This is a genomic window from Rodentibacter caecimuris, assembly GCF_001019715.1.
GTDB classification, from domain to species: Bacteria; Pseudomonadota; Gammaproteobacteria; order Enterobacterales; family Pasteurellaceae; genus Rodentibacter; species Rodentibacter caecimuris.
This window is the reverse complement of sequence record NZ_BBXJ01000001.1, coordinates 1,366,897-1,380,395: the sequence shown is the minus strand read 5'-3', so window position 1 is coordinate 1,380,395 and position 13,499 is coordinate 1,366,897. Positions and strand designations below refer to the sequence as shown.

Annotated in this window: 9 protein-coding genes; all 9 read right to left on the bottom strand. The window is 40.2% G+C overall.

Annotated elements, in window-relative coordinates:
* Positions 1-2: 2 nt before the first annotated feature.
* Positions 3-2,456: an electron transport complex subunit RsxC gene (rsxC, locus tag PNEUHYL_RS06835; RefSeq protein WP_059366455.1), complete on the bottom strand. Its 2,454-nt coding sequence runs from the start codon at positions 2,454-2,456 to the stop codon at positions 3-5.
* A complete protein-coding gene (gene rsxB, locus PNEUHYL_RS06830) occupies positions 2,457-3,038 on the bottom strand; it encodes an electron transport complex subunit RsxB (protein ID WP_059366453.1) in 582 nt (193 codons plus the stop codon).
* Positions 3,039-3,136: 98 nt separating this feature from the next.
* Positions 3,137-3,715: an electron transport complex subunit RsxA gene (gene rsxA, locus PNEUHYL_RS06825; protein WP_059366451.1), complete on the bottom strand. Its 579-nt coding sequence runs from the start codon at positions 3,713-3,715 to the stop codon at positions 3,137-3,139.
* Between the two features lie 215 nt (positions 3,716-3,930).
* On the bottom strand, positions 3,931-6,078 hold the full coding sequence (gene yccS / locus PNEUHYL_RS06820) for a YccS family putative transporter (RefSeq protein WP_059366450.1): 2,148 nt from the start codon (positions 6,076-6,078) through the stop codon (positions 3,931-3,933).
* Positions 6,079-6,143: 65 nt separating this feature from the next.
* Positions 6,144-6,812, bottom strand: a complete 669-nt coding sequence (locus PNEUHYL_RS06815; RefSeq protein WP_059366448.1) for a curli polymerization inhibitor CsgI-related protein — start codon at positions 6,810-6,812, stop codon at positions 6,144-6,146.
* Between the two features lie 275 nt (positions 6,813-7,087).
* Positions 7,088-8,752 carry a PTS transporter subunit IIBC gene (locus PNEUHYL_RS06810; RefSeq protein ID WP_059366447.1) on the bottom strand — a complete coding sequence of 555 codons (1,665 nt, stop codon included), beginning with the start codon at positions 8,750-8,752 and terminating at the stop codon, positions 7,088-7,090.
* Positions 8,753-8,762: 10 nt separating this feature from the next.
* Positions 8,763-9,554 carry an endonuclease/exonuclease/phosphatase family protein gene (locus tag PNEUHYL_RS06805; protein WP_059366445.1) on the bottom strand — a complete coding sequence of 264 codons (792 nt, stop codon included), beginning with the start codon at positions 9,552-9,554 and terminating at the stop codon, positions 8,763-8,765.
* A gap of 12 nt (positions 9,555-9,566) precedes the next feature.
* Complete coding sequence (gene glgP, locus PNEUHYL_RS06800) at positions 9,567-11,834, bottom strand: glycogen/starch/alpha-glucan family phosphorylase (RefSeq protein ID WP_059366443.1); 2,268 nt, start codon at positions 11,832-11,834, stop codon at positions 9,567-9,569.
* Positions 11,827-13,341 (bottom strand): 4-alpha-glucanotransferase, encoded by a 1,515-nt coding sequence (gene malQ, locus PNEUHYL_RS06795; RefSeq protein ID WP_059366442.1) that lies wholly within the window; start codon positions 13,339-13,341, stop codon positions 11,827-11,829. The genes glgP and malQ overlap by 8 nt, the downstream gene beginning before the upstream one ends.
* Between the last annotated feature and the right edge of the window lie 158 nt (positions 13,342-13,499).

Sequence of the window (13,499 nt, the reverse complement as noted above, 5' to 3'; positions counted from 1 at the left end):
GTTTATTCCTGTGCATTATCTGATTTCTGTTGGGCTTGAGCCAATTTCTTGGCTTTCGCACGGGCAATTGCAGCAGCCACAGCGGCTTTTTTCGGATCAAGTGCGGTTGGTTTTTCGCCTGTTTCTTGTTCCGCATTTTCCGTTGTTATATCGCTATCATGGTTAGTCTGAGCCAATTTTTTGGCTTTCGCACGGGCAATAGCGGCAGCCACAGCCGCTTTTTTTGGAGCAAGTGCGGTTGGTTTTTCGTCTGTTTTTTGTTCCACACTTTCCGTTGTTATATCACCATCATGGTTAGTTTGAGCCAATTTCTTGGCTTTCGCACGGGCAATAGCGGCAGCCACAGCGGCTTTTTTCGGATCAAGTGCGGTTGGTTTTTCGTCCGTTTTTTGCTCCGCATTTTCCGTTGCTATATCGCTATCATGGTTAGTCTGAGCCAATTTCTTGGCTTTCGCACGGGCGATAGCGGCAGCCACAGCGGCTTTTTTCGGATCAAGTGCGGTTGGTTTTTCGTCTGTTTTTTGCTCCGCATTTTCCGTTGTTATATCGCTATCATGGTTAGTTTGAGCCAATTTTTTGGCTTTTGCGCGGGCAATAGCGGCAGCCACAGTCGCTTTTTTTGGATCAAGTGCGGTTGGTTTTTCGCCTGTTTCTTGTTCCACATTTTCCGTTGTTATATCACCATTATGGTTAGCCTGAGCCAATTTTTTAGCTTTCGCACGGGCAATAGCGGCAGCCACGGCGACTTTTTTCGGATTTTCTGAGGCTGTTTCTTCGCTATTATTAAGATGTTCTGTTTTTATTTCCGTTTGTTGGCGGGCTAGACGACGTGCTTTACGCAATGCCGTTATATCGCTATTATCCGGTAAAATTTCGCCTTTTTCTGTTGTTAATGTTTTCTGCTGAGTTATTTCTTCCGAACCGGCTTTTTTCGCTTTGAGACGTGCTAATGCTGCTTTTACCGGATCTTCGCCTTTGGTTTTGGCTAATTCTTCGCGACGGGCTTCAGCTGCGCGTTGAGAACGGGCTTTACGTTCCTGTTCTTCACGTTCCATACGTGCTTGTTTCGCTTCAAAGCGAATTTTTGCTTCTTCCGCTTTTTTCTGTTTTTCTTTTATTTGCCAAATTTTTGCTTTTTCTTGGCGGAAATATTGAATAAGCGGGATATGGCTCGGGCAAACATAAGCACATACGCCACATTCAATACAATCTTTTAAAGCATATTCTTCCGATTTTGTGTGATCTTCACTGCGTGCGAACCAGTAAAGTTGCTGTGGCATTAAATTTACCGGACAAGCGTCCGAGCAGCTTGAGCAGCGAATACAGGCTTTTTCCGGCTCCGGTTCGGTATATTCAAAATGATCCGGCGCAAGCAAGCAATTGACGATTTTGGTGACCGGTGCATTTAAATTCGGTAGCTCCAAGCCCATCATTGGGCCGCCGACGAACACAGGGAAACGTTCATCAAATTGATAACCCGTATGAGTTAATGCGTGATAAATTGGCGTGCCGAGACGTACCCAATAATTCCCTTTTTCTTGAATTTTATCGCCGGTTAATGTAACTACGCGTTCAATTAAAGGTTCGTCATTGATGACAGCTCTTTTTATCGCAAAAGCAGTCCCCACGTTGTGCATTAAAACGCCAATATTGGAGGAGCGTGAGCCGCTTGGCACTTCCATACCGGTGAGTAAATAAATGAGTTGTTTTGCTGCGCCGGACGGGTATTTCGTTGGGATTACGCGTACATCAATATCATTTGCGCCGTGTAGCGCCGCATTAATTGCTTCAATGGCGTTAGGTTTGTTATCTTCAATGGCGATAACTACTTTTTCAGGGCGTAGGATATAGCGTAAAATACGCACGCCTTCAATAATTTCATCGGCATGTTCACGCATTAGGCGATCATCACAGGTGATGTAAGGTTCACATTCCGCACCGTTAATAATCAATAATTTGACTTTTTTATCCGCTGATTGGATCTTGGCGGCGGTAGGGAATACGGCGCCTCCCAAGCCCGCAATGCCGGCAAGATAAATTTTTTCGATAAGTTGTTCCGCAGTTAGGTGAAGAAAATCTTCAATCGGGTGTTGTTCAATATGTTGATCCAAACCGTCAGCCTGTAAATGAATAGTCATTTCATCAAGCCCGGAAGGATGTGCGGCGACATAGGGGGCAATATTTTTAATTGTGCCGGATGTCGGTGCATGAACGGGGAGTACGCGTAAACCGTCACCTTGCGTTAAGGCTTGTCCTTTTAAAACATAATCACCGACGTTCACTAAAACATTACCCGCCTGACCTGAGTGTTGTTTGAGCGGAATATAAAAATCCTTGCTTAAAGGAAGTATTCTGATCGGTTGATGGTTAGATTGATCTTTCATTTCCGGAGGATGAATTCCCCCTTTGAAATCCCATAGTTTACCGGAATTAAAACGAGATAAAACGTCCGCCATTTATTCCCCCACAACCCGTTTTTTTTCGCTACCGTTCACATTCACTACCGGAATAACCAGCTTTGCGTCAAATTTCCAATCCCAACTATCAATACCTTTTTTTACCGGAATCATTGAGATGCAATCTGTCGGGCAAGGTGCGACACAAAGTTCACAGCCGGTGCAAAGATCGGGAATAATAGTGTGCATCATTTTATTTGTCCCAATAATGGCATCGACCGGACAGGCTTGAATACATTTGGTGCAGCCAATACACATATTTTCATCAATAAACGCCACGGTTTCGACCGGTTCTTCCATGCCATCAACTGCCGGCACGTCAACACCTAGAATCTCTGCAATTTTTACTATGGTGTCCCGCCCGCCCGGAACACATTTGGTAATTGAATCACCATTGCAAACTGCTTCCGCATAGGGTTTGCAGCCGGGATAACCGCATTGACCGCATTGGCTTTGTGGTAATATGGCATCAATTTTTTCTACAATAGGATCGGCTTCCACTTTTAGTTTTAAGGAAGCAAATCCCAAAATAGCACCGAAAATGAGCGCAAGCAGACTGATGACAATAAGTAGAATAGTCATTATTTCTTCATTTTCCCTGAAAATTTTTGATAGAGCCCGATAAGTAAAATTAACACGGTAACAGCCATTAAAAAGTAGATCATAATTAACGATGAGTGTTACTTAACGAGCCCTGTGAATCCCATAAAGGCAAGTGACATTAAACCCGCCGTGATTAATGCAATGGATGCACCCTGAAATGTATTGGGTACATCTGCCGCCACTAAGCGTTCACGTAATGCGGCAAATAAAACTAATACTAAGGAAAAGCCTAGTGATGCGCCAAAGCCATAGAGGACTGATCCGGTTAAGTTATGGGCAAGATTGACATTGAGTAATGCCACACCTAGAACGGCACAGTTTGTTGTGATCAGCGGTAAAAAAATACCAAGCAGCCGATAAAGTGTCGGGCTGGTTTTATTAATAGCCATTTCGGTAAATTGAACCACAACGGCAATCACCAGAATAAACACAAGGGTTCGTAAAAAAGTTGCATTTAAAGGTAATAAAATATAGTGATCGACCAAATAAGCAGAGAGTGAGGCAACGGTTAAAACGAACATGGTTGCTAAGCCCATGCCGATTGCGGTTTCAATTTTTTTTGATACGCCCATAAAGGGACAAAGCCCAAGAAACTTCACTAGGACGAAGTTGTTAATCAATGCGGTACCAATAATTAATAAAATATAATGTGTCATCACTGCCTGCCTTTTAAATAGGGCGTTATTATCCCTATTTATGGGCGGAAGAACAATAGGAAATTTAGGGTAGAATCCTACCCAAAAATAAGTGTGGTTAATTTTAAAAAGGTATGATTTCAATGCCTTTAAATGATGACATAAGGTGACAATTCGCCTCGTTTTATTGTAATACTCGGTTTTTACCGCAAAGTGCGGTTAAAAAATCCGATTTTTTATTTATCTTCATGGTTTGAGTCATGATTGGATGTTTTATGAAAGTAGCTATAAATTTGCGGCAATAGTTGTGCGATTAGATTTAACTGCTGATATGGGAGTACAAATGCCGTATTTTCAGATACGTGAATCTCTTTCAAACTGGATTCAATATTTTCAAATAATTTAGCAAAAACCTCAGGCGTGAGTTTTTCGATGTTTTCAAGGGCGTAAATAATTTTTTTGGCTGCTGGATAAAAGCCCGATAGAAAACCGGTGGTTTGTTGTAATTCGCGCATTTTATAGCGGTATGAGCCAAGTGCAGAGATATAGCTTAATAAAGAATAATTGATTTTGAGTAAATCAAAGCCTTCTTGCAAATGTGCTTGATATTTCATCGGTTCACTGTTCATATTGGAAATGGTTGTACTCAGTGCGGCGTTGTATTCGTGTGCATTACGGCGGGCAATGCGATATTTAAGATCATCGCTTTTGCTAAATTGTAACTGACTGGTGATATGTAACAAATATTGTGCATCACTTTTGATAGCAAGTCGGCTGACTTTATCAAGTTGTAAGTATTTCCAATCCGGCCATAAATAAGAGACGCCAAACCAAGCAATAGCCGAGCCAAGTAAGGTATCAAGTACACGGGGAATCAGCGCGGTTTCCGTGCTGAAACCCATGATATCAAAGCCTAATAATACTTGTAGAGTAATGAAAAAAGTTGAAAAACTGTAATTATTACTGCGAAAGAAGAAAAATAGTGTACTGGTTAGCACAATTAGGCCGAGTTTTAATTCAAGGGTCGGATTTAAATAAGGTAGTAGTAGCCCCACAATTACACCTAAGATTGTGCCGATAATGCGTTGGCGTAGTCGTGCTTTAGTTGCGGAGTAATTGGGCTGGCAAACAAAAATTGCCGTGAGTAAGATCCAATAACCGAGATTGAATTGGAAAAAATCCACAATGACACAGCAAAGGAAAACGACAATAGATAAGCGCACGGCATGACGGAATAATTGCGATTCAAAGGTAAAGTGTCCGGCAATAGTGGAAAGAATATTCTTTAGCCCCGTTACTTGCACGGTATGAATTTGCGCAAGCGGCTCATTGATGTTGGACTCTTGTTCTAATTGATTCATTTGCCAATTAATATTTTGCAAATTATCCAATAACCCTTGAATATGAATAATCAGATCTTTGTCATCGGGGTATTTTTGACGATACAGCTCAAAAGATTGTAAGGTGCCGAGGAGGGCTTTTTCTACCCGTTGGTTATAATGATAAGGGCGGTTATGACGTAAACTTTGCTTAATTTCTTGACAGGATTGGGCTTGTAATTCCAATAATCGTTGAATACGGAAAATCAGATCCGTATTTTTAAGTTTTTCGGCAATTTGTTGATAATCAAAATGGGTGGAATTGGCTCGCTCATGGATTTCTTGTGCGGCAAAATAATAGCGAATCATTTTTTGTGTGCGGATATGTCGGTGTTGCCCTCGAATACGATAAAAAAGTGCGGTTCGGGCAAGGTTAAACGCATTTATGACGTTGGCATTTTTGAGGGCGAAATTGAGGTGTTTTTTCTCGATTTCATCAATTTCATCGGGATCGAAAAACATTGATTTGGCATCTAAATATTCCCCTAAGGAGCAAAAGGCTTTAGCAACACTTTCTTGTACGGGGCGATTTGGGAAAAAAAGATGAACGATTAGGGTTATCACACTATAAAGTAGCGTACCGAGCAAAATCAGTGTTGTTTTAATAAACCAACTTTCTGTGTCATTGGGATCATGAGTGAGCGTTGTATAGAGCGCGACAACAAGTGCACCGAAAGCAATGGTACTGTAACGTTGTCCAACAGCCCCTATCATAGTAAAAATGAAGGTAAGCGAAGTAATTAATGCAATGTATTGAATCGGTTTGCCGATATTGAGCTGCACTACAAAAGAAGAAATGGCAAAGGCAACTAATGTGTAAAAAATATTTTTTAAACGACCGGTTAAACGGTTATCCAAGTCCACTAATCCACCTGAAATAATTCCCAAAATTAATGGCATGGATTGACTGGAAATATCAAAGAACCAAACACCGAAAGCGGCGAGATTCACGCTAATAAATATTGGAATGGAAGCGATGACTTTTGCGTTTAACCAGTTATTCATTTTGAATCCTTATCAAAATAGAAAAGTGAGCTTGATAGCTCACTCTCCGTTATAAAGTGCGGTCATTATTTATGGGATTTTGCCCAATTTAAGAAACGGGTTTGGGTTTCTTTATCCGCTTGTTGGAACCAATATTGTAATTGTTGTTCCGCGACATTTTCACCTTGAACAACGACTTTACCCTTAGTTGCTTTATCGTTTGTAGCAGGCATCGCCCCCATCATTGGTTGCATACTTGCCGTAGCCAGTGCCGGAACCGCTGCGATTGCACCCGAAGCGTTATAGTTTGCTAGATCACTCACAATATTCGCCGATGGAAACAGACCTTCTTGTTTTAACGTATCTATTTTTGCCGGAATATTCTGACCTGAGGCTGTTTTCACGCTGATAACAGGCGCTCCGTTGAATTTTTCTGCTTCAGCTTTAGTGCGAATGCTAGGAGTGGAAATCACAATATCTTCGGTTGAACCTTGAAAGGTAACAATAATTGGGTTGGATTCAAATAGAGATTGGCTTGAACCGCTACCAACAATTTCGCCCACACGCACGACGACTTGATGGGTGTTGCTATCATTGATGTTGAATGAGTTATTTTTGTTTAGAAGGGATTTACTTGCTTTTTGACCATCAATAGCTAGAAAATCGATATTTGATGAACTGGAAACCACACCGGCAAAACTTGCCGTACTGGCTAATAGTGTTGCGATACTAAAGGCAAACGTGCGTAATTTCATGATTACTCCTTTTATTATGGTGAAAATAAGTTTCGCCGCCTATGCTATGCTAATTTCTATGAAATGGAAATAAAAAAGTGCGGTTAAAAATGAAAAAGTTTTTCGGTATTATGTCGCAGTTGCATAAAACCGACGTTTTAGCGGATTATAAGGGTAATGCTCCAAGGCGCATAAAGTACATCTTCACATTTTGTATAAAGCTAACTTATATCACATCGGAATGATAAAAAAGTGCGGTTAATTTTAACCGCACTTTTTGGTCGCTTGAATATGGCTTAAACTTTCGGAATTTCAGCACCGGAGGCAAGCAGATCTTGAATATCGGATTTCAGCACATCGGCTTTTGGCCCGTAGATGGCTTGAATACCGGTTCCTTTGATAATAATCCCCATCGCGCCGGCTTGTTTCCAACCCGCCTCATTGCCAACTAAATCGGCATTATGCACGGTAATACGTAAGCGTGTCATACAGGCATCAACATCGGCAATATTATTGCGTCCGCCAAGTAAGTTCACAATTTGCACGACTTGTGCGCTTGCGTTGGCGACTTTGGGTTCGTTGGACGTATTTTCATCGGCATTTTTCGCATCATAGTTACCATTGCGTCCCGCCGTTGCTAGGTTGAATTTTTTAATCATAAAATTCGCAATCAGGAACATAGCTAATGCAAAGAGAATAGAAACCCAAATAAAGTTGATGACATCCATGCCAATGCCGGCTTTAATTGCCATTGGTGTACGGGTTAAAAACTCAATATTACCGAATGAATGCATCCGTAAATTCACAATATCCGCCATGGCAAATGCCGCACCTTGAACCAAAGCATACACGATATAAAGCGGCACAGCGGCGAACATAAACATATATTCAATCGGTTCTGTTACACCGGTAAGGAAAACGGCAAGGGCAGAAGAGAGGAAAATCCCTTTATAAATTTTTTTCTTATCTGCATCGACATTGACATACATTGCTAGGGTAATTCCCATCAAGATACCGCTTGAACCAATCATTTGCCCGACTTTAAAACGAGCCGGTGTGACGCTTGAGAGTAGTTCGTTATATTGAGCCAAATTACCCGTATCTTTTAAATTGATTAAGTCGGAGATCCACGCCAGCCACAATGGATCTTGTCCAAAGACTTGCACACCTTTTTGCGCTCCTGTTAAGAACTCATAAGTGCCGCCTAATGATGTATAGTTCATTGGGATAGTGAGCATATGGTGCAAACCGAAAGGCAATAAAAGACGTTCTAATGTACCGTAGATAAAGGGGGCAAGGATTGGGGCGCTATTTTGTGAACTGGCTATCCATTGACCGAAATGATTGATTCCCGATTGTACTAAAGGCCAAAATAAAGCAAGGAGTAATGCAACTAATACGGAACGATAAATCACAACAAAAGGCACGAAGCGTTTGCCGTTAAAGAAGGTGAGCACTTCAGGTAGTTTGCGGAAGTTGTAGTAGCGATTGAATGTTGTTGCCCCTACAAAGCCGGCGATGATACCCACAAAGACTCCCATATTCAATGCCGGTTGTCCGAGTATATTGACGAAGTAGTTTGCGACGGGAATTTCACCGGCAAGTAGGGTGCCGACATGCGCGTTGGGATCTGTCAGCATTTCAATTTTTACACCGAAAATATGTCCGGTAACAAGGTTGATTAAGATAAAGGCTAATCCTGCTGCAAACGCTCCGCCTGCACGCTCATTTGCCCAACTGCCGCCAATGGCTAGGGCAAATAAGAGATGTAGATTACCGATGATCCCCCAACCAATTTGGGCAATGATATTACCAATGCGGGAGACCCATTCGGCATCACTCAACAAAGGCAATGAGTTACCAATACTCACCATTAATCCGGCAGCCGGCATAACGGCAATTACCACCATAAGGCATTTGCCGAATTTTTGCCAAAATTCAAAACTTAGCAATTTTTTCATTTGTTTTCTCCTAAAGAATGACATCCACTTCCAAGCCAAAATGATCGGAAATCACAGGTTTATTTTTACCATTAAAAATAACCTGACTAGATAAAACCCTTTTTGCTTGATTTAAAAAAATATAATCCAAACGTTTTTCTTCGCTATGGCTATGCCAACCATCAATGGCTTTTGCCACAGTGATCCCCGAATCTTTTTGTTCCGCTATTTCATAGCTATCAAGCAAACCTAATGCTTTGATTTGTTGATAGGCTTGAGGGTTGGTGATGGCATCGGTATTGAAGTCACCCATTAGGATTTTTAGATTATTACTCTGACTGCGCGTCATGATGGTGCGAATATTGTCGAGCTGATCTTCGTCTTTTGAATCCGGCAAATTGATGTGGCAGGAGTAGCAGTCTATGAGCTGCTCTTGATACTCCACGGTTAAACCCAGAATTTTGCGTGAGAGAATGGAATCAAGGCGTTGATGGCGGCTGCAATAAAAAGGATCAACGTCATAAACGGGTAGTCGGGTTAAGAATGCGACACCTTCATCATATTTATCATAGCCAATGTGTGAATTACTCCAAAACAGCGAATATTTTTGCTCGGCTTGTTGGTTAATTTGGCGTAATAGTATTACGCCATAATTATCCCGTTTTAAGGCTTGGCTAATCGGTGGCGCTGTCATCAGTTGATTGACTTCTTGTAACGCAATGATGTCATAGCCTTTTTCTACGATAGTTTGAGCAAGAATGGCTATTTTCTCCGCTTGGTTATCTTCTAACCAAGCGTGTACATTTAGGGTAAGTAGTTTCATTGCCCCCCCCCTTTAATCCTCACAGTGCCAGATATCGGCGTTGTATTGTGCAATAGTTCGATCTGACGAGAAGAAGCCCGCTTTTGCGATATTTTGAACGACTTTTTTATTCCAACTATCTTGATCTTCATAATCCGCCAAAATTTGCTCTTTAGCTTTTACGTAAGCGTTGAAGTCAATTAAGGTCATAAACCAGTCTTTATTCAATAATTCGTTATAGAGGCGTTTTAAACGCACCGGATTACCGAGTTTCACCAAGGTCGGATTGATAATAAAATCTACCGCGCGTTTAATATACTTATCATTGGTATAGTAATCTTTTGAAACATAGCCTGCGGTTTCATAAAGTTTAATGATACTTTGTGAATCTTTACCAAAGGTATAAATGTTTTCTGCTCCCGCAAGTTCTGCGATCTCAACATTCGCGCCGTCCATAGTACCCAGTGTTAATGCGCCGTTAAGCATAAATTTCATATTACCGGTGCCAGAGGCTTCTTTTGAGGCAAGGGAGATTTGCTCTGAAATATCCGTCGCCGGAATTAATTTTTCAGCCACACTCACATTATAGTTTTCTACTAAATAAACATTTAAATATTTGTTTACTTCCGGATCATGATTGATGAGTTCGGATAAACAAAGAATTAAGTGAATAATATCTTGTGCAATGATATAAGCAGGAGCTGCTTTACCGCCAAAAATAACGGTAATTTTGCGTTGGGGTAATTTCCCTGCTTTGATCTCAAGATATTTATGAATCACATAAAGTGCATTCATCTGTTGGCGTTTGTATTCATGGAAACGTTTAATTTGCGTATCAATAATTGAATTTTCGTCTAATTCAATGTTTTTATTTTCTTTAAGATAGGTTTTTAACGCTAACTTATTTTTAAATTTAATTTCGGCGAGTTTTTGATGAACTTGCTTATCATCGGTAAAAGTAAGTAATTTTTCTAACTGTGTTGCATCTTGTAGATAGCTATCCCCAATAAGCTGTTTTAGATAAGCTGCCAGCTCTTGGTTGGAAAATTCTAACCAACGACGGAAAGTGATACCGTTTGTTTTATTATTAAATTTTTCAGGATAGATCGTATAAAAGGCTTTGAGTTCCGCATTTTTCAAAATGTCAGTATGTAATGCCGCAACACCATTGACCGAGTTTGAAAAATGGATATCCATATTAGCCATATGTACACGATGCTGTTTATCAATAATTTGTACCGCCGGATCCTTATGTTCAGCACGCACCAATTTGTCTAATTTTTTGATAATGACGACTAAATGTGGAACGACTTCTTCTAAATAATCAAGAGGCCATTTTTCTAAGGCTTCAGCAAGGATCGTGTGGTTGGTATAACCCACCATACTACGGACGATTTTTACCGCGTCTAAAAATTCAAGACGATGTTTTTCGGTGAGTAGGCGAATGAGCTCCGGAATCACCATTGAAGGGTGGGTATCATTAATTTGCACATAAGCATAGTTCGCAAGATCCCGTATGTTACTTCCACGCTCAATTGCTTCATCAATTAATAATTGTGCCGCATTGGATACCATAAAATATTGTTGATAAATGCGTAGCAATTCTCCATTTTTATCAGAATCATCCGGATAAAGAAATAAGGTTAAATTTTCTTTAATGTTCGTTTTATCGAACTCAATCCCATCTTTGATTAAGTGATAATTCACTGATTTTATATCAAATAAATTGAGATAATTTTTAGTTGATTTTTTATAACCCAGAATATCAATACGATCTAATTTTGAGGTCAACGTAAAAGATTTAAACGGCACTTCATAGCTAACGTTGGTTGGGCGCAACCAAGAATTTTTTTCGATCCAATAATTTGGTTCGGTTTTTTGTTCATTTTGTTTAAAAACTTGTTTAAATAACCCGCAGTGATAATTTAACCCCACACCTTCTGCATTTAAACCAAGTGTTGCCATGGAGTCAATAAAACAAGAGGCTAAACGACCTAAGCCGCCATTTCCTAAAGAGGGTTCGGGTTCAATATCTTCAATATGGCTTAATGATTTTCCGGCACGAGCCAATTCATCTTTAACGTCTTGATACACCCCAAGGTTGATGAGGTTGTTAGATAATAATTTGCCAATCAAAAATTCAGCAGAAATATAATAAACTTTCCGCTTTCCTACATTTTTTGGTTTATCCGCCGAAAGCGTTTTTACATAGTTTAATAATTGTACATAAATAGCCTGATCGTTTAATTTTTCAAGAGGCTTCTTTTCATTGGCTTGCACAAAATCACTAAATTTAATCATTGTTTTTTTCCTTATTCGCTCTTTGATATAACGTGGTTATTTTCGTTAAGAAATCTTTTTTATCTTGAGTTAAATCGCTTTTTTGCATCCGCCATTGCCAGTTTCCGCCAATGGTAGAGGGAATATTCATTCTTGAGCAGGTTGGCAAATCTAAAATATCTTGCATAGTGGCAATCGCCGTATTACTTACTGTTGCAAATAATTGACGGACAACCGCCTGACAAATAGATTCATCTGCACTGCGATGAGTATAATCATTCACATATTGTTGTTGATCCGAGGTTAAACTGTCATACCAGCCGTTTAGCACGTCGTTATCGTGCGTACCTGTGTAGGCAATACAATGAGGTATGCAGTAATGCGGGCTGTCAAAACTTTCTCCCGTAATATCTTCAAAACCGAATTGTAAAATTTTCATACCGGGATAACCGCAATCGGCTAATAATTTTTTCGCTTTATCATCAATATTACCAAGATCTTCAGCGATAATCGGTAAGTCGCCCAATTGTTGTTTTACGGCTTCGAATAGTTCATAACCCGGCCCCGGTTGCCAGCTACCGTACTTCGCAATTTCTGCCTTACCGTCAACTTGCCAATAATCTGAAAAGCCTTTGAAATGGTCGATACGCAACACATCATAGATTTTAAAACTTTCTTCAATGCGATAAATCCACCAAGCATAGCCTTGTTTTTTATGTTCGTCCCAATCATAAAGCGGATTACCCCAGAGTTGTCCTGTTGCACTGAACTGATCTGCAGGAACCCCCGCCACAAAAAGTGGATGACGTTCAGCATCTAATTGAAAAAGTTCCGGTTTTGTCCATACTTCCACACTATCGGCAGAGACATAAATCGGCATATCACCGATAATTTTAATACCTTTTTGGTTGGCGTAATCTTTCAATGCTTGCCACTGTTGGAAGAAAAAATATTGTGTCACTTTAAAATATTGAATCTGTGGAGCAAGCATTGTGCGGTATTTTTTTAACGCCTCAGGTTTTCGAGCAATAACTTGTTTGTCATCCCATTCTTGCAACGCACGATTGCCAAAATACTCTTTAATTGCCATAAATTCCGCGTAATCCGATAACCAAGTGCGGTTGTTTTTTTCAAAGTTTTTAAATTCAGGCTGTAACTTATCATTTGCAACGAAGTTTTTTACCGCAGTTTCTAAAATAGGGCGTCTTGCACAAGCTATACGCTCATAATCAATTTGCGTCGGATCATCGCCAAAATTAACGGAATGGTAGTCTTTTTCTGTTAAAAGCCCCATTTGTGTTAATAAATCAAGGTCAATTAAATGAGGATTGCCGGCAATGGCGGAAAAAGATTGATAGGGGGAATCGCCGTAACTTGTTGTGGTTAATGGCAGGATTTGCCAGTAAGTCTGTTTGGTTTCAAGCAAAAAATCGACAAAATCATAGGCGGATTGCCCGAAACTGCCGATACCAAATGAATTAGGTAAGGAGGTGATGTGCATTAAAATGCCACTTGAACGAGTAAGCATAGTTTTTCCTTATGGAAGCTAGAGTGCTGCCAATTTTAGCTAAAATTTTGTGTTACGCAACATCTTTTACGTAAAAGTAAAATCATTAACGTAAAAGTGTGACATGGATCATGATTTATACGCATAAATTTAAGTGATTTATGCTATCCTATCCGCTA